Annotated in this window: 20 protein-coding genes; 9 read left to right on the top strand and 11 right to left on the bottom strand. The window is 67.0% G+C overall.

What is annotated here, in order from left to right:
• Nucleotides 1–264: 264 nt before the first annotated feature.
• Nucleotides 265–1,476, top strand: coding sequence for a winged helix-turn-helix domain-containing protein (locus BCR55_RS24105; protein WP_053298335.1), 1,212 nt, complete (start codon nt 265–267; stop codon nt 1,474–1,476).
• Nucleotides 1,477–1,500: 24 nt separating this feature from the next.
• Here BCR55_RS24105 and BCR55_RS24100 read toward each other — a convergent pair whose 3' ends face one another.
• Together BCR55_RS24100 and BCR55_RS24095 are read right to left on the bottom strand one after the other, a co-directional pair.
• Nucleotides 1,501–1,719: a DUF1653 domain-containing protein gene (locus BCR55_RS24100; protein WP_006406207.1), complete on the bottom strand. Its 219-nt coding sequence runs from the start codon at nt 1,717–1,719 to the stop codon at nt 1,501–1,503.
• A gap of 57 nt (nt 1,720–1,776) precedes the next feature.
• Entirely contained in the window at nt 1,777–2,220 is a 444-nt protein-coding gene (locus tag BCR55_RS24095; protein ID WP_006406206.1) for a GNAT family N-acetyltransferase, read from the bottom strand.
• A 228-nt stretch (nt 2,221–2,448) separates the two neighbouring features.
• Here BCR55_RS24095 and BCR55_RS24090 point away from each other — a divergent pair, with 228 nt between their 5' ends.
• Together BCR55_RS24090 and BCR55_RS24085 are read left to right on the top strand one after the other, a co-directional pair.
• A complete protein-coding gene (locus BCR55_RS24090) occupies nt 2,449–3,072 on the top strand; it encodes an HAD hydrolase-like protein (protein ID WP_006409312.1) in 624 nt (207 codons plus the stop codon).
• A 370-nt stretch (nt 3,073–3,442) separates the two neighbouring features.
• A complete protein-coding gene (locus BCR55_RS24085; protein ID WP_006396565.1) occupies nt 3,443–4,012 on the top strand; it encodes a DUF4142 domain-containing protein in 570 nt (189 codons plus the stop codon).
• 60 nt (nt 4,013–4,072) lie between these two features.
• Here BCR55_RS24085 and BCR55_RS24080 read toward each other — a convergent pair whose 3' ends face one another.
• Nucleotides 4,073–4,672, bottom strand: coding sequence for a GNAT family N-acetyltransferase (locus BCR55_RS24080; RefSeq protein ID WP_006406203.1), 600 nt, complete (start codon nt 4,670–4,672; stop codon nt 4,073–4,075).
• A gap of 87 nt (nt 4,673–4,759) precedes the next feature.
• Nucleotides 4,760–5,707, bottom strand: a complete 948-nt coding sequence (locus BCR55_RS24075) for a LysR family transcriptional regulator (RefSeq protein ID WP_006409318.1) — start codon at nt 5,705–5,707, stop codon at nt 4,760–4,762.
• 102 nt (nt 5,708–5,809) lie between these two features.
• On the opposite strand from BCR55_RS24075, the gene lysA reads away from it, so the two are divergent.
• Nucleotides 5,810–7,048 (top strand): diaminopimelate decarboxylase, encoded by a 1,239-nt coding sequence (gene lysA / locus BCR55_RS24070; protein ID WP_065496204.1) that lies wholly within the window; start codon nt 5,810–5,812, stop codon nt 7,046–7,048.
• Nucleotides 7,049–7,151: 103 nt separating this feature from the next.
• Here the strand turns inward: lysA and BCR55_RS24065 are convergent, their stop codons facing one another.
• A complete protein-coding gene (locus tag BCR55_RS24065; RefSeq protein ID WP_006406200.1) occupies nt 7,152–8,039 on the bottom strand; it encodes a DMT family transporter in 888 nt (295 codons plus the stop codon).
• A gap of 126 nt (nt 8,040–8,165) precedes the next feature.
• Between BCR55_RS24065 and BCR55_RS24060 the strand changes: the two genes are divergently transcribed.
• A complete protein-coding gene (locus BCR55_RS24060) occupies nt 8,166–9,629 on the top strand; it encodes a PLP-dependent aminotransferase family protein (protein WP_065496203.1) in 1,464 nt (487 codons plus the stop codon).
• Nucleotides 9,630–9,769: 140 nt separating this feature from the next.
• Nucleotides 9,770–10,228 carry an SRPBCC family protein gene (locus BCR55_RS24055; RefSeq protein ID WP_065496199.1) on the top strand — a complete coding sequence of 153 codons (459 nt, stop codon included), beginning with the start codon at nt 9,770–9,772 and terminating at the stop codon, nt 10,226–10,228.
• Nucleotides 10,229–10,637: 409 nt separating this feature from the next.
• Here BCR55_RS24055 and BCR55_RS24045 read toward each other — a convergent pair whose 3' ends face one another.
• Nucleotides 10,638–11,129: a MarR family winged helix-turn-helix transcriptional regulator gene (locus BCR55_RS24045; RefSeq protein WP_223852637.1), complete on the bottom strand. Its 492-nt coding sequence runs from the start codon at nt 11,127–11,129 to the stop codon at nt 10,638–10,640.
• A 180-nt stretch (nt 11,130–11,309) separates the two neighbouring features.
• Between BCR55_RS24045 and BCR55_RS24040 the strand changes: the two genes are divergently transcribed.
• From BCR55_RS24040 to BCR55_RS24030, 3 genes are all read left to right on the top strand, one after another.
• A complete protein-coding gene (locus tag BCR55_RS24040) occupies nt 11,310–12,746 on the top strand; it encodes an MFS transporter (protein ID WP_244104659.1) in 1,437 nt (478 codons plus the stop codon).
• Between the two features lie 41 nt (nt 12,747–12,787).
• Nucleotides 12,788–13,726 carry an alpha/beta hydrolase gene (locus BCR55_RS24035; RefSeq protein ID WP_065496193.1) on the top strand — a complete coding sequence of 313 codons (939 nt, stop codon included), beginning with the start codon at nt 12,788–12,790 and terminating at the stop codon, nt 13,724–13,726.
• An 84-nt stretch (nt 13,727–13,810) separates the two neighbouring features.
• Nucleotides 13,811–14,887 (top strand): porin, encoded by a 1,077-nt coding sequence (locus BCR55_RS24030; RefSeq protein WP_006409306.1) that lies wholly within the window; start codon nt 13,811–13,813, stop codon nt 14,885–14,887.
• 29 nt (nt 14,888–14,916) lie between these two features.
• On the opposite strand, the gene BCR55_RS24025 is transcribed toward BCR55_RS24030, so the two are convergent.
• Genes BCR55_RS24025 through BCR55_RS24005 form a run of 5 tightly spaced genes read right to left on the bottom strand, consistent with a single transcriptional unit; the run spans nt 14,917 to nt 20,744 of the window.
• Nucleotides 14,917–15,849, bottom strand: coding sequence for an amidohydrolase (locus BCR55_RS24025; RefSeq protein ID WP_065496192.1), 933 nt, complete (start codon nt 15,847–15,849; stop codon nt 14,917–14,919).
• 2 nt (nt 15,850–15,851) lie between these two features.
• The gene (locus tag BCR55_RS24020; protein ID WP_065496188.1) at nt 15,852–17,174 is read right to left on the bottom strand and encodes an MFS transporter; all 1,323 of its coding nucleotides are present in this window, start codon (nt 17,172–17,174) and stop codon (nt 15,852–15,854) included.
• A gap of 11 nt (nt 17,175–17,185) precedes the next feature.
• Nucleotides 17,186–18,424: an MFS transporter gene (locus tag BCR55_RS24015; RefSeq protein ID WP_035946080.1), complete on the bottom strand. Its 1,239-nt coding sequence runs from the start codon at nt 18,422–18,424 to the stop codon at nt 17,186–17,188.
• Entirely contained in the window at nt 18,421–19,701 is a 1,281-nt protein-coding gene (locus BCR55_RS24010) for an MFS transporter (protein ID WP_065496187.1), read from the bottom strand. The genes BCR55_RS24015 and BCR55_RS24010 overlap by 4 nt, the downstream gene beginning before the upstream one ends.
• Entirely contained in the window at nt 19,698–20,744 is a 1,047-nt protein-coding gene (locus BCR55_RS24005; RefSeq protein WP_065496186.1) for an amidohydrolase, read from the bottom strand. The genes BCR55_RS24010 and BCR55_RS24005 overlap by 4 nt, the downstream gene beginning before the upstream one ends.
• Nucleotide 20,745 lies beyond the last annotated feature (1 nt).

Raw genomic sequence — 20,745 nt, 5'->3', positions numbered from 1 at the left:
CATATGTGCGTCGGAAGCGGAATCGTTGCGCGTTTGTCGTCGCGCCATGTCCTGCACTATAGGGAATGTTTGCGGATGCATCTGTCAAGCATTGTCAGATGCGTGTCGGCTACGCCGTGCGCGGTGCGACGCGATTGAAGTGGTGCACGATCGGGCGTGGCGGCTGTCGCATCCGTCGCTTGCCGCCGAATCACCGGCCATACCACGCGCAGGCAAACTCCGCTTACGATGTACGCGTTGCCGACTCCGCTCCCGATCGCTTCGATGCCCACCCTTTCGCTTGCCGCCGCCCGCGCGCTGCATCTCGCCGCGCAGGGCCTGCTCACGCCGCCGCGCCGCAAGGCGACCAAGGCCGACGTGCTCGACACGATCCGCCGCATGGCGCAGTTGCAGATCGATACGATTCACGTCGTCGCACGCAGCCCCTATCTCGTGCTGTTCAGCCGCCTCGGCGCGTTCCGGCCGCAATGGCTCGACGAACATCTGGCCGAAGCGCGGCTGTTCGAATACTGGTCGCACGAAGCGTGCTTCCTGCCCGTCGAGCAATTCGGGCTGATGCGTTACAAGATGCTCGATCCGTCCGGAATGGGATGGAAATACGCGGCCGACTGGCATGCGCAGCACCGCGACGAGATCGCGCGGCTGCTCGACAGGATTCGCTCGGAAGGCCCGGTGCGCTCAGCCGATTTCGTGCGCGCGGACGGCATGAAAGGCAACGGATGGTGGGACCGCAAGCCGGAGAAGCGGCATCTCGAAGTGCTGTTTACGACCGGCGATCTGATGGTCGCCGAGCGCCGCAATTTCCAGCGCATCTACGACGTGCGCGAACGCGTGCTGCCCGACTGGGACGACGCGCGCGACCTGCCGCCGCGCGAAGCCGTGCTGCCGACGCTGCTCGATTACACGTGCCGCGCGCTCGGCATCGTCCGCGCGGACTGGGTCGCCGATTACTACCGGCTGCCGCGCCGCTCGTATCGCGCGGAACTCGAACGGCTCGCGCAGGCCGGCGAGCTGATTCCGGTGCAGGTTGCAGACTGGAAGGAACCGGCCTACGTGCATCGTTCGCTCGAGGCGCTGCTGCCCGCGGCGGCCGCCGACACGCTGCGCTCGACCGTCACGACGCTGCTGTCGCCGTTCGATCCGGTCGTATGGGATCGTCGCCGCGCGGCGACGCTGTTCGACTTCGACTATACGATCGAGTGCTATACGCCCGCGCACAAGCGGCGTTACGGCTATTTCTGCCTGCCCGTGCTGCATCGCGGCCGCCTGATCGGCCGCGTCGACGCGAAAGCGCATCGCGCGCTCGGCACGTTCGAGCTGAAGTCCGTGCATATCGAGCCTGGCGTGCGCGTCGGCAGCGGGCTCGCGGCCGATGTCGCGAAAGCCGTCAGAAAACTCGCGGCCTGGCACGGCACGCCGCAGATCACCGTCGCGCACGCGCCGCCCGAACTGGCGCATGCGCTGCGCGACGCGTGACGGCGAGTCGAACGCCGCGGCAATTCAGTCGCGCAGCTTGCGAAAACGCGGCGTGCCGTCCGGCAGCGTCTCGTTGAACATCGTTTCCGGCCGCACCCACAGACCGCGCGCATGCGGCCACAGGTGCTCGTAGACGACGAGCGATTCCTCGGTTTCGGAGTGACGGGCGACACCGATCACGCGATACAGTCCACCCTTGTAATGGCGGTGCGTCGCGAGCTGTTCGGCTTCCTGTTCGGTCATGGCGGGCGCTCCCTTCGGCAAATCGGAAAGCGCGTATTGTATGCGCGGCGCCGCGCGTCAGCGTTTCGTGTAGATGTCGGGGCGGCGGATCTCCATCACGCGCTCCGGATGCGCGATGGCCTCGAAACCGACCGGGCGATACAACGCGTGCGCGTCGGACGTCACGAGCATGATCCGGCGCAGCTGCGCAAGCATCGGCTGCGCGAACACGTGATCGATCAGTGCGCGGCCATAGCCGCGGCCACGCTCGGCCGGCAGCACGAACACGTCGCAGAGATACGCGAACGTCGCATGGTCGGTGACGAGCCGCGCGAATCCGACGAAGCGATCGCCGACGTACGCACCGAAACAGAGCGACCCCTCGATCGCGCGCTCGACGACGTCGCGCGGAATGCCTTTCGACCAGTACGCGTCGCGATGCAGGAAATCGAAGATCGCGTCGACGTCGAGTTCGCGCTTGTCGGTCGAAAATCTGAGCGTGGCATCGGCAGCAGCAGGCACGGCGGTTCTCCGGCATCACGGAACGAAGCGTCGACGATACCGCGCCGCGCCGTGCGCGACAAGCGCGCGTCGCCGACCGTCGCGATCGGCTACCATGGCGGCGCGGCACGCCGTGCCGCCGCAGATCGACACCGACCCGGCACACATGCACCGACACCCCGTCCCTTCCGCCGTGCCAGCGCACGCACTTCCCATGCACGCAACCCGCCCACCGACCGCCTACACGCGATGACGTACCGGCTCGTCGCGTTCGACTTCGACGGCACGCTTGCCGATTCGCTCGACTGCTTTCTCGCGGCGCTGTCCGATGCGTCGCGCCTGCACGGGTTTCGCGATGCGGATCCCGCGATGCGCGCGACGCTGCGCACGATGTCCGCGCGCGACATCGTGCGTGCGCTCGACGTACCGGTGTGGAAGGTGCCGCGCGTGACGATCGACATGCGTCGACTGATGCGCGCACGTATCGCACACGTCGCGCTGTTTCCCGGTGTCGAGACGACGTTCGATGCGCTCGCTGCGCGCGGCATCCGCATCGCGATCGCGACGTCGAATGCCGAAGACGTCGTGCGCGACCGGCTCGGCCCGCACGCCGCTGCGCGTGTCGATCATTTCGCATGCGGGATTCCGTTGTTCGGCAAGGCGCGTCGGCTGCGTGCGCTCGCGGGCGAAGCCGGCGTGCGCGCGGACCAGATGCTGTACGTCGGCGACGAGATCCGCGATGCCGACGCCGCGCGTCGCGCGCGCATCGCGTTCCAGGGCGTCGCGTGGGGCTACACGGCGCCGCACGCATTGCAGCCGCACTGCGCGACGCCGCTGCTGCCGCATCTCGACGCGCTGCTCGATCGCGTGTGATCGCTCGCGCGCAATGCGCGCGCAAGCACACGCGTTCAGCGGATCGCCGCATGCTGCGCGCCATGTTGCACGCGCAATCTTGGCCGCGCATCGCGCACGAAAAAATTTCCGTTGCGCGACGCGCGGCGGTACACGCTACCGACATATCGCCGACACGCATCGCGCGGTCTTACCATCCGTTACAGAAGCCACAGCACCGTTGCACCTGCGACACGCACGGCCTCCTAGAATCGGTCGGGCCGGTGATCGCTTCGACCGGCGCCGCGGCAGAGCGGCGGCCGAAGCCGGCCCGGGCGCATGCCCGGTCTCTCGCACAGCATCGGATCACGCGATCCGTCGTTCAACCAGAGCCCCGATGAAAGGAGGTCCCATGAACCGCTTCTCCCCCGTTTCGCGCCTCGCCCTGTCTGCCGTTGGCCTGCTTCTCGTCGCCGCGACGGCGACCGCCCAGACCGCTCAGCCGGCCGCGTCCGCACCCGCAGCCGCGACGACGCGCATCCACGAAGCCGACCAGGCGTTCATTACGGACGGCACGAAGACGGTTTCGACGCAGCACGACGCGGCACGCATCGCCGACGCGCGCACGTCGGACAGCCAGGTGAAGGCATTCGCGCAGCGCGTGTCGACCGACGACGAGAAGATCATTCAGGCGATGCGCGCCGCGAGCCCGCGCGGCGTCGACGTGCCGGCCAACGACCCGGACACGACCGTGCTGAACAGCATCAAGAGCCTGCGCGGCGCCGAGTTCGACAAGGCATACATCGAGCAGGTCGCGCTCGCGGGGCAGCAGAAGACGATCTCCGCCTTCCAGGCCGAGATCGCATCGGGCCGCGATGCGAAGCTGAAGGAAGTCGCACGTCAGGCGCTGCCGATCCTGCAGGCCCATTACGCGGACGCGCAGAAGCTCGCGCAACGCCACCATCTCGCATCGGCGCAGTAACGCGATGCCCCGCGCCGCCGCGTCGTGCCCGCGGCGCGGCGCGCGCGTTTACGTCCCGAGTTACGTCCCGAGCTTCGCGCGCAGTCGCGCATCCACTTCAGGCCACTCGTCGTCGATGATGCTGAAGCGCACCGAATTGCGCTTGCGGCCGTCCGGCATGATGCGCTCGTGACGCACGATGCCTTCCTGCTTCGCGCCGAGCCGCAAGATCGCGGCGCGCGACCGTTCGTTCAGTTCGTCGGTCGTGAACTGCACGCGCACGCAGCGCAGCGTGTCGAACGCATACGCCAGCAGCAGCCACTTCGCTTCGGTATTCACGTGCGTGCGCTGCATCGACGCACTCAGCCACGTATGACCGATCTCCAGCTTGCGATTGCGGCGGTCGATCTTCCAGAAGCGCGTGCTGCCGACCACACGGCCCGAGCCGCGATCGACGATCGTATAAGGCATCACGGTGCCCGCCGCGCGTCCGTCCAGCGCGGTCGCGAGATAGGCGTCGATCGTCTGCGCGTCGGGCACGACCGTCACCTTCAGATTCCATAGCGCGCCGTCCGCGGCGGCGTCCAGCAGCGCATCGCGATCGGCCGTCGCGAGCGGACGCAGTTCGACGCGCGGGCCGGTCAGTGTCGGTTGTTCGAGCAGCGGCGAGGCATCGGTCATGACGGATTCCGTTGAAGTAACGACAGGGTCGGCAGGGACGGCACATCCGCGATCATACGAGCGTCGCGTGACGGCCGCATCGCGGCCTTACACACGTGGCGCATGCGCGGCACGTGCGCCGAGATGCGCGGCAAGCCGCTCGCGAATCGCCGTCGCTTCGCCGCGTAGCGCGTCGGCAAACGCATCGACGAGCAGGCTTTTCGGTCGGTGCTCGGGAACGATCACGCTGACGCGATACGGAAACGAACGCGTGAGCGGCCGCACGTGCAGGTCGCGGCCGACGAAATCGAGCGCGGTCAGCGGATTGACGATCGCCGCGCCGAGCCCTTGCCGCACGAACGCGCAGACCGACACGGCGGACGGCGTCTCGACGACCGAACGCGGCGCGACGCCGAGCTGCGCGAACGCATCGTCGATCATGACGCGGTACGGATCGTTCAGCGACAGGCTGACGAACGGGCGATCGGCGAGATCGGCGAGATCGATCGCCTTGCGCGCGAGCAGCGGATGGCCGTCCGGCAGCACGCAGACCTCGTCCACCTCCAGGAGCGGCGTCAGCAACGTGCCGGGCGGCGCGACGTCGTGTTCGGTCAGTCCGACATCGTAACGCTGCGCGGTCAACCACTCCTCGAGCACCGGCGACTCCTGCGTCGCGACCGATACGCTGACGCCCGCATGCGCATCGCGAAAGCGCCGGCACGCGCCCGGCAGGATCGCATGCGCGAACGCGGGCAGTGCAATCACCGACAGCTGGCCGTCGCGAAACTCGCGCAGCCGCGCGGCCGTCGCCGCGACGCGTTCGAGCCCCACATACGCGAGCCGCACGTCGTCGAACAGCGTGAGCGCGGCCATCGTCGGCCGCAGCCGCCCGTGCGTGCGCTCGAACAGCGCGAAGCCGACGATCTGCTCCATCCGCGCAAGCTCGCGGCTGATCGTCGGCTGCGACGTATAGAGCATCTCGGCCGCGCGCGTCGTGCTGCCGCTCAGCATCAGCGCGCGAAACACCTCGATATGACGATGCGTGAGCGAAGCCATCTATATCCCGAATGAATTGAATGTCGATAAATCGGCATTTTACTGCATAGAAGATTGCGCGCATCATCGCGACTGTCCGTTCATTCGACCGATCCATCCGTCATGTCCCTCGATTCCCGCCAGCTCGCTGCGCTCGCGCAGCAATACGGCACCCCGCTGTGGGTGTACGACGCCGACATCATTCGCGACCGCATCGCGCAACTGCGCCAGTTCGACGTGATCCGCTATGCGCAGAAAGCGAACTCGAACCTCCATATCCTGAAGCTGATGCGCGACGAAGGCGCGTGCGTCGACGCCGTGTCGCTCGGCGAAATCGAGCGCAGCCTCGCGGCCGGCTTCAGCCCGGCGGGCGAGCCCGAAGGCGTCGTGTTCACCGCCGATCTCGTCGATCGTCCGACGCTCTCGGCCGTACTGAAGCACGGCGTGACCGTCAACGCGGGCTCGCTCGACATGCTCGAGCGCGTCGGCCAGCATGCGCCGGGCCACCGCGTGTGGCTACGTGTAAATCCGGGCTTCGGTCACGGGCACAGCAACAAGACCAATACCGGCGGTCCGCAGAGCAAGCACGGGATCTGGATCGACGACGTGCCGCGCGCGATCGCGCTCGTGCGTCAGTACGGGCTGAAGCTCGTCGGGATCCACATGCACATCGGCTCGGGCGTGGACTACGGTCATCTGTCGCAGGTGTGCGACGCGATGGTCGACCTCGTCACCTCGCTCGGCCACGACATCGACGCGATCTCCGCGGGCGGCGGGCTGTCGATTCCGTATCGCGACGGCGAGCCGCGCGTCGATGTCGATCACTATTTCCGTCAATGGGACGCCGCGCGCAAGCGCATCGAACGCCATCTCGGCCACGCGGTGCGCATCGAGATCGAGCCGGGCCGCTTCCTGGTGGCCGAAGCCGGCACGCTCGTCACCGAAGTGCAGGCCGTCAACCGCCGGCCGAAGCACGACTTCGTGCTGATCGATGCCGGCTTCAACGACCTGATGCGTCCGGCGATGTACGGCAGCTATCACGCGGTGTCCGTGCATGCGCACGACGGTGCGCTGCCCGCAGGGCGGCCGCAGGTCGACATCGCGATCGCGGGGCCGCTGTGCGAATCGGGCGACGTGTTTACGCAGGACGCGGGCGGCGTGGTCACGCACCGCAAGCTCCCGCAGCCGCAGATCGGCGACCTGCTGTTCCTGCACGATGCGGGCGCGTACGGCGCATCGATGTCGTCGAACTACAATAGCCGGCCGCTCGCGCCGGAAGTGCTCGTCGATCGCGGCACGCCGCGGCTGATTCGCCGCCGGCAGACGATCGGCGAATTGCTCGCGCTCGAAACGTTCGAATAAGGCGCGCGCGACGACGTACGGCCACACTCGCTGATGCGGGCGAGTGTGGCTGTTTTGCTTTTCGGCGGGCGGGCCGCACCCTGCCCGTACGCGTGCCGCGCCATCACCCCGCGCGCTGCACCGGCACCGCCTTCGAAAAATACTTCGCGCCCGCGACGCAACCGACGACGATCGCGGTCACGGCCACCATCGACGGCGGCACCGTCTCGTGCAGCACGCAGGCCGCGAGCACGAACCCGAAGAACGGCTGCAGCAGCTGCAACTGGCCGACGCCCGCGATCCCGCCGAGCGCGAGCCCGCGATACCAGAACACGAAGCCGATCAGCATGCTGAACAGCGACACGTAAGCGAGCCCCCACAACGCAGCCGTATCGATGCCGTCGAACGTCGCGGGCCGCGTGATCCATGCGAGCGGCAGCATCAGCGGCAGCGACAGCACGAGCGCCCACGAGATCACCTGCCAGCCGCCGAGATCGCGCGACAGCCGCGCGCCTTCCGCATAGCCGAGCCCGCACGCGACGATCGCGGCGAGCATCAGCGCATCGCCGAGCGCCGACGCCTGCCCGCCGTTGCGCAACGCGAACGCGGCGACCGCGCCGCTGCCGAGCAGCGAGAACGCCCAGAACGGCGCGCGCGGCCGTTCGCCGCCGCGCCATACGCCGAACAGCGCGGTCGCGAGCGGCAGCAGCCCGACGAACACGATCGCATGCGCGGACGTCACATGCCGCAGCGCGAGCGCGGTCAGCAGCGGAAAGCCGATCACGACGCCAAGCGCCACGACCAGCAACGACGCCGCTTCGCCGCGCGTCGGCCGCTTCTGCTTCAGCGCGCCCAGCAGCAACAGCCCGAGCGCGCCCGCGATCGTCGCGCGCGCGAACGTCAGGAACAGCGGGTCGAGCCCCTGCACGGCGACACGCGTCGCGGGCAGCGAGCCGCTGAATATGATCACGCCCAGCAGCCCGCTGAGCCATCCGTCGGTCGTTTTTTGCACGGCACATCCTGAACGGGAAAAGTGGATGACCGATGATCCGCCACGCGTGAAATGCGCGTAAGCTACACCGCAATACAATTCCGACAAACTGTACTGGACAACCGGCCGTACAGTTCACCGCCGACCATGATCCGTTCCGCCCCGAACCCGGCTCCGCCCGCCGCGTCGCGCACGCGCGTCGAAACCGTGATGGATACGCTGCGCGCACGCATCTCGAGCCGCACGTTGATGCCGGGCGCGCGCGTGCCGTCGATCCGCATGATGGCCGACGCGCTGCACGTGTCGAAGTCGACCGTCGTCGACGCATACGAGCGGCTCGCGAGCGAAGGCGTGCTCATCGCACGCCGCGGCTCGGGCTTCTACGTGTCGGGGCACGCGCCGCCGCTCGCCCTGGCGGATCTCGGCCCGCGGCTCGACCGCGAGCTCGATCCCTTATGGCTGACGCGTCAGTCGCTCGAATCGCTGCCGAGCGCGATGAAGCCCGGCTGCGGATGGCTGCCGTCGTCGTGGCTGCCCGACGAAAGCCTGCGCCGTGCACTGCGCGCCGCGTCGCGCGACGAGTCCGACGCACTGACCGATTACGCGACGCCCGCCGGCCTGCCCGCGCTGCGTCAGCAGCTCGCGTGGCGTCTCGCGCAGCACGGTGTCCACGCGCAGCCCGCGCAGATCATGCTCGCCGACAGCGGCACGCAGGCGCTCGATTTCGTCTGCCGGCTGCTGCTCGAACCGGGCGACACGGTCGTGCTCGACGATCCCTGCTATTTCAATTTCCAGGCGCTGCTGCGCGCGCATCGCGCGCGGATCGTCAGCGTGCCGTACACGCCGAACGGCCCCGATCTCGCGCGCTTCGAGCAGACGCTCGTCGAGCACCGCCCGCGCCTCTACATCACGAACGCCGCGCTGCACAATCCGACCGGCGCGACACTGTCGCCGCCCGTCGCGCACCGGCTGCTGACGCTCGCGGCCGATCACGGGCTGCTGATCGTCGAGGACGACATCTTCGCGGATTTCGAAAGCACGCCCGCGCCGCGGCTCGCCGCATTCGACGGGCTGCAGCGCGTCGTATCGATCGGCAGCTTCTCGAAGACGCTGTCGGCTGCGATCCGCTGCGGCTACGTCGCCGCGCGGCCCGAGTGGATCGACGCGCTCGTCGACCTCAAGCTCGCGACATCGTTCGGCCATGCGCAGATCGGCGCGAACGTCGTGCACCGGCTGCTCGTCGACGGCACCTATCGGCGCCATCTGGACGGTCTGCGTGCGCGTCTGGCGGATGCGATGGGCGAAACGATCCGCCGGCTCGCACGCGCGGGGCTCGCGGTCTGGACCGAGCCGCGCGGCGGCCTGTTCGTCTGGGCGCAGTTGCCGGACGGGCTCGATGCCGCGCGCGTCGCGCGGCATGCGCTCGACGACGATGTCGTGCTCGCGCCCGGCAACGTGTTCAGCGCGTCGCATGGCGCGACGTCGTATCTGCGCTTCAACGTGTCGCGCTGCAAGGAGCCGGCAGTGTTCGACGCGCTCGCGCGTGCGATGGATGCGGCGCGCGCGTCGACGGCCGGAGCGCGCACGGCCGAGCGGCACGATACCGCGTAGTCGCGCAGTCGACGGCGCGCGGGGCTGTATCGATGAAACCCGCGCTCGACTTGACGAAATCTGAAGAGCGGCGCGATTTTGGCGCGCTACACTCGGCTTCGTCCCCATCCCTTCCCGTCCATCCGGTTTCGGTCGCCGTCATGAGAATCTCTGTCAGTCGCGTCGTCGGCGTCGATCGCAGACGCCTCTTCACGTGGTCGCAGGACTACGGGCGGCGACTCGTATGGGACAGCTTCCTCGCCGACGCGTACCTGCTCGACGAGCCGACCGTCGAGGTCGGCGTCGACGCGTTCTGCCGCAGCCAGTCGGGCGCGACGATGGTGTCGCGCTACGTGGCGTACCGGCCGCCGCAGGTCGCGGCCATCGAAATGGTCGATGGCCCGAAAGTGCTCGAACGCTTCAGCGGCATCTGGAACTTCACCGAACGCACGGCAGGCTCGACCGAGGTGAAATTCACCTACAGCTTCCGCGCGCAGCCGACCTGGCTGCGCTGGCTGCTCGAGCCGCTGATCGCGGCGTTCTATCTGGTGCACACGCGCCGGCGTCTCGATTCGTTCAAGCGCTGGGCGGAGGCTGAAGCGCTGCCGTCGCGGCCGTAGCACCGGCGCGCGCCGCACGCTGCCGTACCGCCGTTGCGCGGCGCGCGGCGCCCGCCATAATCGCGCCACATTCCGACTGCATCCGCAGGCCGACAGCCCCAGCGCTCGCCCTACGCGCCTGCGTGGCCGGTGCGCGAGGCAAAGGAAAATCGCATCGACGCTGCGATGCGGCTGATGCCGAAGGGATGCCGCCCCGCCGCTTCCGGAACGCTTGCGATCGCGCGACTGCGCGCGCGTTGGAAGAGGCAGGCGTGCCGACCGTGATTGTCGATGCGGACATGGTGGACGCGCGCCACCGGGATCGCGAATCTTCGCCGGCTCAAATCGACGCGTTCTTACGCGCTCGAGTTTGCCTGCAGGTCATCGGACAAACGTTGCCGCATCGGACAACAGCAGCGCCCGCCGGCTGTCAAAGCATCTCGTCCACGCGTCTGAAGTGATCGATCAGCTTGCGCGCGAGCGCCGTAAATTCGCTCATCTCCTGGTCGGTGAGCACCGACGAGAGCGCTTCGAGCTGCCGATGTTTCGCGTCGAGCTGCGATTCATACGCAGCCTGTCCCGCAGCGGTCAGACGCAGCTCGATACGCCGGCCATCGGTCGGATGAGGCGCCGATTCGACGAAACCGCGCGTCTTCAGCGTGCGCAATGCACGGCTCACGGCGACCTTGTCATAGACCCAATACTGCGCAAACTCGGCCGCGGTAATGCCGGGCGCGCCGCCGATCGCCTCCAGCAGTCGCCATTCGAGCAGCGGCAAATCGTGCAGCGGCAGCATCTGTTTCGAATAGATGCGCCCGAGCAACGTCGAAAGAATCTGCACCTGCGAGAGTTCGTAACGATAGGTGTCGGGCGGAAACGCGCTGACGGCCGGGCGCTGCCCGTCCGCCACCAGCCGTTTCATCAGTGTCTCCGCTTTATGCGTTTCCTCGCTGTGCACGCGCGTCTTCAAAGCTTGCTCCTGTTTTGCCCGCATCGGTCGGTTTGACGACAGTATAGCGGCGCCTCGGTGCGCTCCATGCCGCGCCCCAACGCGCGCGACACGCGTAAACCACTAGCCGGGCGCCATTGCATTTAGTTTCACGTGACACGATACTCGTTACATACGAAACTAAATGGCGGCGCCTGGAACGACGTCGCCGCAACAGGAGACGTCATGCCTGCTCCATCCCACTCTCCGCGCAAACCTGCGCTCGCCGATCCTTGCTTCGACGCGCCCGCGCCGGAGCGCGCGTCCGCCGGGCTGCGCCGCTGGATCGTGGTCGCGCTGTTTTCGGCGGCATTCGCGCTCGCCTATCTCGACCGCCAGATTCTCACGCTGTTGATCGACCCGGTACGTCAGAGTCTCGGCCTGTCGGACACCCAGGTGGGGCTGCTGCAAGGCCTGGCGTTCGCGCTCTGCTTTGCGATCGGCGGCATACCGCTTGGCTGGCTTGTCGACCACTGCAACCGCGTACGGGTCGCTGCCGGCTGTATTGCGCTATGGAGCGTCGCGACCGCGTCGTCCGGACTTGCGGGAAGTTATGTGCAGCTGCTCGCCGTGCGCTCGGTCACTGCGCTCTCCGAAGCCGGCTGCTCGCCTGCGGCGTTGTCGATCTTTGCGGACCAGTTTCCGCCGCGCCAGTTGCCGCGTGCGACGGCGATTTACACGGCCGCGCCGTACATCGGCGGCAGCGCATCCTTGATGGCCGGTGGCGTCCTGCTTGGGTACTTCAGCCGCACGGGCGGGCTCGACCTGCCGTGGCTCGGTCATCTGCAGCCGTGGCAGGCGGTATTCACCGTCGTCGGCGTGCCAGGGCTGATACTCGCGCTACTGATACTGGCGGGAGTGCGCGAGCCGAGCCGCGTCAACGATATGCGGCTGCCCGAAGCGCGCGTCAGCCTCGGCGACGTGTCGCGGTTCGTGGCCCAAGATGCGCCGCATCTGCGCGGCTATTTCTGCGCGTATGCGTGCATTCTCGCTGCGTTCTTCTCGGTGCTGACCTGGTATCCGACCTTCGCTGTCCGCAACGGCTTCGGCCCCGGTGCGTCGCTCGGTCCGATGCTCGGCACGATGTTCCTCGTCTGCGGACTGGCGGGATCGCTGTCGGGCCAGTGCTTCGTCGGGCGAGTCGCCGACAGCCAGATCGTTGCTCGCGTCATGCGCGTCACAAGCGGCGTCACCGCATTGCTGATTCCGGCGGCGATCGTACTCGCACTGGTTCCGCGGTTCGCCGTTTCGCTCGCCGGTTACGGTGCGATGGTGTTCCTGATCAGCATGACGACGTCGTTGATGCCGATCCCGCTGCAAGTGGGCGTGCCGAACCGGATGCGCGGGCGCGTAATCGGCTGCTTCATCTTTGGCGTCAACGTGGTCGGCACGGGAGTCGGGCCGCTCGCTGTCGGCGCAATCAGCGACCACATTGCAGGCGGCCGCATGGACGGGCATGCGCTCGCCGTGGCGCTTGCGATCGTCGTCGTCGTCAGCGCATCCGGTGCCTTCATCGCAATGCGACGAGCGCTTGCCCGACAGATTCGATAAGCGCATCTCCCACGCCATTCCACGCCTTCAGGACGATTCAGATGATGACCATACGATACTTCGCCGCGGGCGACGACGACCGCCGTTTCGTCGACACGCTGCTCGGCGATCGCGATTTCTCGACCGTGTACGCCGGGCCCCGATCGGCCGACGCCATGCGCGCAGCGACGTCGTCGATCCTCGCGACGCATGCCTATTCGATCGACGCGCCCGGCCTGGACATCGCACCGTGCGACATCGCAGGCGTACCGTGCGAACGCATCGCGGCCGGAGCGGCGGATCGCGAGTCATCCGAACTCATCGTGTTTCTGCATGGCGGCGGCTTCGTCCGAGGCAGTCTCGCACTTGGCCGCCGCAGCGCAATCGAGCTCGCGGTACTGACGCGGCGGCCGGTACTGGCGATCGGCTATCGACAGGCGCCCGAGCATCGCTTTCCCGCAGCAGGCAACGACATGCTCGCCGTCTATCGCAGCCTGGTCGATCAGGGCTACGACGCGCAATCGCTCGTCGTCGTCGGCGAATCGTCGGGCGGCTGTCTCGCATTGACGCTGCCGGAATGGCTTCGGCGCAACAGGTGCCCGGCGCCGGCCGGCATCGTGGGCATTTGTCCGATGGCGGATCTGCGCATGGACAGCGTGTCGTGGTATGTCAACGCGGCGCGCGACATCGCCACGCGCGAGATGGGGGCCCGCATGATCGAGCTGTATATCGACGCCGGCTCGACCGCCGATCCGCTCGCGGCACCGCTGTTCACGCCGTACGACGCAACGGCAAACGTATTGCTGTGTGTCGGCGCCAACGAGGTGATGTTGAGCGACGTCGAGCGCTTCGCCGATCATGCCGCGCGTGCCGGTGCGACCGTCGCCTTGAATCTTTACGAAGCGATGCCGCATGGCTTCACGAAGTTCGATACGCCGCTCGCGCGCAGTGCGATGCAGCACGTGGCGGCGTGGTGCGTCACGCGGCTTACCCGGCGTTAAGCCAGACGCACATCTCATCTCACGCCCATATCGGCAGCAGCCGCGCATCGCGTAGAACCACAACCCTGACTGGTTGGAGACACCATGAAAAGAACGCTGGCGAGCGTCGCGCTCGCAACGGCATCGGTTTCGCTCGTCCATGCGCAAAGCACGTTGACGCTGTACGGCATCGTCGATGCCGGTATCACGTGGGTCAGCAATCAGCGCGGTCATTCGGCAATACTGGAAGACACCGGTATCGCACAGGCGAATCGCTGGGGATTGCAGGGCGCGGAGGATCTGGGCGGCGGAACGAAGGCGGTCTTCACGCTGGAGAACGGCTTCACCCTCGGGAACGGCGCATTGGGCCAGGGTGGCGCGATGTTCGGCCGTACCGCCATGGTCGGCCTGGCCGGCCGCTTCGGCACGCTGACGCTGGGCCGCCAGTATGACTTCATGGTCGACAACCTCGTGTTCAATACGGCGATCGCGCGCTTCGGCGGCGTCTACGCCGCACATGGGCTCGACGTCGACCGGCTTGCGGGCGAACAGGTGAACAACGCCGTCAAATATGCTTCGCCAAAATTCCGGGGTGCCAGCGTCGGGGCGATGTACGGCTTCAGCAACGTCGCCGGCTCGTTCGGCGGCACGACGGGCGCACCGCGTTTCAGCAGCTTCGGTTTCGCGTACGACAACGACGGCCCTTTCGCGATCGGGTTGGCGTACACAAACGCAAACGGTACGGGCGCGTCGGTCGCCGAAGCGGCGCTGCTCGGTACAGCGGTGCGCAACGTGGGGATCGGCGCACGCTATCGCGTCGGTCCCGTCACGGTCTTCGGCAACTACACGAACAACCGGATTCAGCGCGGAAGCGGCGCACCGTCGATTGTGGCAAGCGTCGTCGAGGCGGGCATCGATACGTCGTTCGCCGTCGATACGTTCGCCGGCATCAGCTACATCTACAACCACTATCCGGACGGGCAGGTCAGTCAGCTCAGCACGGCGATTCACTACTTCCTGTCGAAGCGCACCGATCTCTATGCCAGCGTGAACGTCGCCCATAGCAATTCGCCCCAACAGCCTGCCGGGATTTTCCTGATCGTCAATCCCGCGACCAACGTCGGCTATTCGACGAGCCGAAACCAAATCGCGCTGCGCGTGGGATTGCGGTCGAAGTTCTGAGTCGCTCCTCTGTCGACGTCCTGCCCGCGCTACGCAAATCCGTACAACGCCGCAGGGTTGGTGACGAATATCCGTTGCTGCCAGTCCGGACGCCCGATCCAGCCCGCGATCACGTCCAGCATGCTCGCGTCGTCAGGCTTGTCCGTCTTCTGCGTCGGATGCGGCCAGTCGGTGCCCCAAAGCATGCGCTCCGGCGCCATGTCGATCAGCGCCTTCGCGACCGGGGCGACGTCGTCGTACGCAGGTGCGCCCGTCTTGCTGTCCACGTAGGGCCCTGACAACGTGATCCACGTATTGCCCTTATCCACCAGTCGTTGCGCGGTACGGAACGCGGCCGACGCCAGCCCGCCCGGCTGCGGCACATGCGCGATATGGTCGATCACGAGCGGACAAGGCAGCACCGCGAGATGCCGCTCCAGCTCCGGCAGCCGCGCGCCCTGAACCACCAGCTCGATATGCCATCCGAGGTTCCCGATACGCGCGGCGAGCGGCGCGAGCATGTCGAGCGTCGTCGCGCCCGGATAGCTCAGGTTGAACCGGATCGCACGGATGCCGCCGCGATCGAGCGTCCGCAATGCATCGTCGGTCACGGTGCTGTCGACGACGGCGACACCGCGCGCGTCGGCGCCGAACTGCGCGATCGCCGCCAGCGTGCAGCGATTGTCCGTTCCGTACGTCGACGGCGTCACGACCACGTTGCGCTTCACACCGATACGCGTCTGCAGGCGCCGGTATTGCGCGACGGTCGCATTCGGCGGCCGCAGCGTCGTGCCCGGCGCGACCGGGAATTGATCGTCGTAGACGTGCATATGACAATCGGCCGCCCCTTCGGGCAACCGGAACGCCGGCCGCTCGATGCCGCCCGACCCTGTTTCGTCGGCAGCGGCGCGCCTCGGCAATGCAGCCGAAGCCAGCGTCGCGCCAGCGATCCGCAGGAAACCGCGCCTCGCTATCCGCGCCATGATCAGAGGGTCTCCGTCGTGGCGAGCAGCTTTCCGCCCGTATGATTGCGCGTGAGCAGCAGCAGCGTCGCGACGCTCACGAGCGTGAGGATCGCAAGCGGCATCAACGCGAGCGCGTAGCTGCCCGTCGCGGCCTTCACCCACCCGTACACGTTCACCATCAGCCCGCCGCCGAGCAGGTTCGCGATCGCGTTGACCGTCGCGAGCCCCGCCGCCACGGTGCTGTTGGACAGCATGTCGGTCGCGAGCGCCCAGAACGGACCCTTGAACGAATACGCGCCGACCAGCACCGCGCAGAGCATGCAGATCGTCGGCAGCAGCGATCCGCTCAGCGACGTCGCGAACAGGCCTACGCCGATCAGCAACATCGGTACGACCGTGTGCCAGCGCCGTTCGCCGACGCGGTCCGAGTGCCGGCCCCAGTAGACCATCAGGACCGACGCCAGCGCGTACGGCACCGAATTCAGCAAGCCGGTCTCCATCACGGTCAGGCCGAACGACTTCAGCAGCTGCGGCTGCCATACGGACAGCGTGCTGCCTGCCGCGGACGCGCACGTATCGACGAGCGCGAGGCACAGCACGTAGCGGTTGCGGAACAGTTGCGTGAGCGGCAGCGACGGCACCTTCTTATGCGTTTTGTGGCCGGCGGCAAGTGCGCTCGATAGCCACGCGCGCTCGTCGACGGCGAGCCACTTCGCATCGTCCGGCTTGTTCGTCAGCATGGAGAGGCACGCGATGCCGAGCAGCACGGTCGGAATGCCTTCGAGGATGAATAGCCAGTGCCATCCACGCAGGCCCCACACGCCGTCCATCTGCAACAGCAGCGCGGAGATCGGCGAGCCGATGAAGCTCGCGGCCGGAATCGCGACCATGAACGTCGCGACGATCCGTGCACGATACTGCGATGGAATCCAGTACGACAAATAAAGCAGCACGCCGGGGAAGAAGCCGGCCTCGGCCGCGCCCAGCAGGAAGCGCAGCACGTAGAACGTCGTCGCGTTATGCACGAGCGCGGTCGCCGCCGACACGATGCCCCACGTGATCATGATCCGCGCAATCCAGATCCGCGCGCCGTACTTCTGCAGCGCGAGATTGCTCGGTACTTCGAAAAAGAAGTACGAAATGAAGAACAGGCTGCTGCCGAAGCCGAACACCGTCGCCGACATCCCGAGGTCGTGGTTCATCTGCAGCGACGCCATCCCCGCGTTGCCCCGGTCGATGAAGGCAAGCAGGTAGCAGATCATCAAAAAGGGAATGAGTCGCCAGACGACCTTTCGCATGGTCCGACGCTCGATCGCGGACGCTTCCATGAAACCCGTTTGCATGTTGTCTCCGTTTATTGTGCGCCTGAGCGCGTTCCTGTGAACCGTTGCCATGCGATGACCGCAATGACGCCGCACGCGAGCACCGCGGCCATGGCCGCGAAGGTGTGTCGCACGCCGAGCGCCTCGGACGCGCTTCCGACCAGCAGATAGCCGAACGGCATCGTGCCGTTGTAGGCCATCCCGTACATCCCGACGAGTCCGCCTCGGACGTGGTCCGGACACTGGCGCTGAATCGTCGCGTTCGTCGACGTGGCCGCGAACGTGAGGCTGAAGCCGAGCGCATAGAAAGCGGGGATCGAGCTCGCCGCATCGGTCGTCGCGGCCAGCACGGCCAGCGCGCCGACTGCCGTCCACGGCGCATACGCGATGAACCGGTACGACGCGCGCGGCCCGAACGCCGACGACAGCAGCACCGCCGCGCTCAGGGAGCCGGCGCCCGCGCACGCGAAGAACACGCCGGTAAAGCGCGCCGCGTCGTGAAAACCCTGGTCCGCGAGCAGCGGCACGAGCGTCTGGTAGCTGCCGGCGAACAGGCCGATGCACGCGAGAATCGGCAGATAGCGGGCCGAGAACGGATCGGACAGCACGTAGCCGACCGCGTCGCGCAGGCCGCTCTCCGCGCGCGTCGGGCGGCCCGCCGATGCGGTGCGGATCGACCGCACGCATGTCGCCATGAAGCACAGCGCGAGCGCATAGATCGCAAACGACGTCCTGGGCCCCAGCGTCGGATAGACGAATCCGGCAATGGTCGGGCCCACCATGCGGCCGACGTTGTAGACCATCGTGTTCATCGCGACCGCGTTGGACGTGTGTGTCGCATCCTGCAGGCTCGTCAGCAGCAGCACCTGCCGCGCGGGCGTTTCCACCGCACTCGACACGCCGATCGCGAGCGCATGCGCGAGGATCAGCTTCACGCCGAGCAGGCCGAGCAGCGACAACGTGAACAGGCTGCCCGTCAGCAGCAGCGACGTCATCAGCACGCATAGCGTCACGCGGCGCGCATTGCCCGAGCCGATCCGCGAACCCGCCACTGGCGCGACGATCAGCTGCGGCCCGTACAGCAGAAAGTTGAGCAGCGCGAGAATCGCCGCCGAGCCGGACAGGTGATAGATCAGCAGATTGAGCGTCACGTTCTGCGTCCAGCTGCCGAGCACCGACGCGACCTGCCCGCTCAGGTAGCGCCGCAGCGATGCCTCCGACAGCGCCGGAAACAGCCTGTTCACCCACCCTGCTTGCGTTGCCACGTTCATGACAGCGCCTTGCCGCGCGTTTCGGGCGCGAACAGCACGACCGCGGCCGCGGCGATGAACGCGACGATCGTCGTCGCGAGCCCGAGCGCGAAACCGCCCGACGTCGACGCCAGCGCACCGATGATCAACGGCGCGACGAAGCCGCCGAGCCGCCCGCCGTTGTACGCGAGGCCCATGAAGAACCCGCGCGATGCCGTGTTGCCGATGATCTCCGCGAGGAACGGACCGGCGCCTGCGAAGATGCCGTTCACGCTGAAGCCGGTCAGAAAGATCGCGGTCATCAGCAGCAACGGATTCGCCGACACGATGTACACGCCGACGGCCAGCGCACCGACCAGCAGGTAGGCCAGGAACATCGGCCGCCGGCCGAGCCGGTCGACCCATGCCGAGAACAGCAGGAACCCGGCGATTGCGCCGAACTGCAGCGCCAGCACGAACGTCAGGCTATGCACGAAGTCGAGATGCTTCACCGTGACGAGGAACGTCGGCGTCCACGTGAATACGCCCCAGTAGAGGTACTGCAGAAAGAAGATGAAGCAGAACGCGGTGAGCAGGCCGCGCACGTTCAGCTTCTCGCGACTTGCCGCGTCGAGCGGGCGAGCCTGCGACTTCGCGTGCCTGCGTTCGAGCCAGATCGGCGATTCCGGCGTCTTGCGCGCGACCCAGAACAGAATGAAGAACGGCGATGCGCCGATCAGGAACAGCACACGCCAGCTGTCGCCGGCCAGTCCGCCATGCGCGGCACCGACGATGCCAGAGATCGCGATCGCGAGGATCGCGCCGATCGGCAGGCCCATCTGCATCAGCGCGCCGCCCTTGCCGCGCCGGCTCGGATGCCAGGTCTCCGCGATCAGCGCGGCGCCGGCGGTCCAGGTGCCGCCCATGCCGAGCGCGCCGAAAAAGCGCAGCGCGGCAAACCAGTGCGCGTCGGGCGCACACGCGATCAGGCCGGAGAACAGCGAGTAGATGCCGACGCAGAGCAGCGCGGTGCGCACGCGCCCGATCCGGTCCGATACGAAGCCGAACAGAATGCCTCCGGCAATTTGTCCGGCCGCCGTCACGCTCGTGAACATCCCCAGCTGCGCCTTGCTCAGCCCGAACTGCAGCGCGAGCGTCGGCAGCAGCAGCGACAGCAGGAACGAGTCGTAGCTCTCGAATGTCCAGCCGAGCCCCGCGAGCGACAGCGAACGCCATTCGATACCGGTCACGCGCGTCAATCTTTGTTCGGCGGCTGCGGACTCGGTGTCCTGCGTCGCCACGGTGGCATTCGTCTTCATCGGTTGTCTCCGGGAATCGCGATGCGATACGTCGATGCGGCCGTCCGGCTGAACAGCGCAGCCTTTTCGTCGGCCGACATCGCGGACGCGAGTCGTTTGAAGGCGTTCCACAGCACGCGATAGCTGAACATCCCCTTGTCGACGGGGAAGTTGCTTTCGAACATGCAGCGGTCGACGCCGAAGCATTCGACGCAGGTGTCGAAATACGGCTGCCACGCCGACGCGAGTTCCTGCGACGACGGCGGCAGATCGCGCGCGGCGAAGTCGAAACCGAACACGGTCATGCCCGCGCCGCCGAGCTTCATGCGCGTGTTCGGCAGCGTGGCCAGACGCGCGAGTTGCCGTTTCCACAGCGCATGAACTTCCGCGTGCCGCCCGGCGTGCGGGCCCACGCCGAGCGGCCCGCCGAAATGGTCGATGACGACGACGACGTCCTCGCATGCACGCGCGAGTTCGTACAGTTCGTCGAGCTGCGTGTGATAGACCCACGCGTCCAGCGACAAGCGGTAGCGAGCAAGCGTCCTCACGCCTTGCCGGAAAGCCGGATCCGACATCCGGTCGCGCGGCGGCGTCACCGGGCTCGATCGCACGTCCGGGCTCGCATGCCAGGCGAGCGGATTGCGGATCCCGCGCAGCCGCCCGCCGGACACCTCCAGCATCGTGTCGAGCACCGCCCCGAGTTCCGCGCCGAGCGACAGATCGGCGCCGCCGACGATGGCGTCGCAGCATCGCGTCGGGCCGTATGCGCCGCTGTCGAACATCGCGGCGATGCCGCTCGCGAACTGCACTTCGCCAACCGGCTTGAACGCATCCGGCCCGCTTTCACGCAACATCGAGCGGCACTGCACGTAGACCGTCGACACGATCCGGTGCCCGCTGCGCACGTCGGCACCGAACTCGTCCGCGAGATAGCGTCCGGTCTGGCGGTCCCACAGGTGATGATGGGCGTCGACGATGGCAAGCGCGGGTTCGAGCACCGGCTCGTCGCGCAATGCGAGCCACTCGGGCCTGACGGGAAGATGGGGCGCGTGAACAATCTGCATC

Source organism: Burkholderia sp. CCA53 (assembly GCF_001685525.1).
GTDB classification, from domain to species: domain Bacteria; phylum Pseudomonadota; class Gammaproteobacteria; order Burkholderiales; family Burkholderiaceae; genus Burkholderia; species Burkholderia multivorans.
The sequence above is the reverse complement of the archived record's forward strand: the minus strand, read 5'-3'. Positions and strand labels throughout refer to the sequence as shown.

What these genes read in the sequence shown, in the direction of transcription:
- BCR55_RS24105 (WP_053298335.1), top strand. Translation starts at nt 265, where the DNA reads ATGCCCACCCTTTCGCTTGCCGCCGCCCGCGCGCTGCATCTCGCCGCG.
- BCR55_RS24100 (WP_006406207.1), bottom strand. Translation starts at nt 1,719, where the DNA reads ATGACCGAACAGGAAGCCGAACAGCTCGCGACGCACCGCCATTACAAG.
- BCR55_RS24090 (WP_006409312.1), top strand. Translation starts at nt 2,449, where the DNA reads ATGACGTACCGGCTCGTCGCGTTCGACTTCGACGGCACGCTTGCCGAT.
- BCR55_RS24085 (WP_006396565.1), top strand. Translation starts at nt 3,443, where the DNA reads ATGAACCGCTTCTCCCCCGTTTCGCGCCTCGCCCTGTCTGCCGTTGGC.
- BCR55_RS24080 (WP_006406203.1), bottom strand. Translation starts at nt 4,672, where the DNA reads ATGACCGATGCCTCGCCGCTGCTCGAACAACCGACACTGACCGGCCCG.
- BCR55_RS24075 (WP_006409318.1), bottom strand. Translation starts at nt 5,707, where the DNA reads ATGGCTTCGCTCACGCATCGTCATATCGAGGTGTTTCGCGCGCTGATG.
- lysA (WP_065496204.1), top strand. Translation starts at nt 5,810, where the DNA reads ATGTCCCTCGATTCCCGCCAGCTCGCTGCGCTCGCGCAGCAATACGGC.
- BCR55_RS24060 (WP_065496203.1), top strand. Translation starts at nt 8,166, where the DNA reads ATGATCCGTTCCGCCCCGAACCCGGCTCCGCCCGCCGCGTCGCGCACG.
- BCR55_RS24055 (WP_065496199.1), top strand. Translation starts at nt 9,770, where the DNA reads ATGAGAATCTCTGTCAGTCGCGTCGTCGGCGTCGATCGCAGACGCCTC.
- BCR55_RS24045 (WP_223852637.1), bottom strand. Translation starts at nt 11,129, where the DNA reads ATGAAACGGCTGGTGGCGGACGGGCAGCGCCCGGCCGTCAGCGCGTTT.
- BCR55_RS24035 (WP_065496193.1), top strand. Translation starts at nt 12,788, where the DNA reads ATGATGACCATACGATACTTCGCCGCGGGCGACGACGACCGCCGTTTC.
- BCR55_RS24030 (WP_006409306.1), top strand. Translation starts at nt 13,811, where the DNA reads ATGAAAAGAACGCTGGCGAGCGTCGCGCTCGCAACGGCATCGGTTTCG.
- BCR55_RS24025 (WP_065496192.1), bottom strand. Translation starts at nt 15,849, where the DNA reads ATGGCGCGGATAGCGAGGCGCGGTTTCCTGCGGATCGCTGGCGCGACG.
- BCR55_RS24020 (WP_065496188.1), bottom strand. Translation starts at nt 17,174, where the DNA reads ATGCAAACGGGTTTCATGGAAGCGTCCGCGATCGAGCGTCGGACCATG.
- BCR55_RS24015 (WP_035946080.1), bottom strand. Translation starts at nt 18,424, where the DNA reads ATGAACGTGGCAACGCAAGCAGGGTGGGTGAACAGGCTGTTTCCGGCG.
- BCR55_RS24010 (WP_065496187.1), bottom strand. Translation starts at nt 19,701, where the DNA reads ATGAAGACGAATGCCACCGTGGCGACGCAGGACACCGAGTCCGCAGCC.
- BCR55_RS24005 (WP_065496186.1), bottom strand. Translation starts at nt 20,744, where the DNA reads ATGCAGATTGTTCACGCGCCCCATCTTCCCGTCAGGCCCGAGTGGCTC.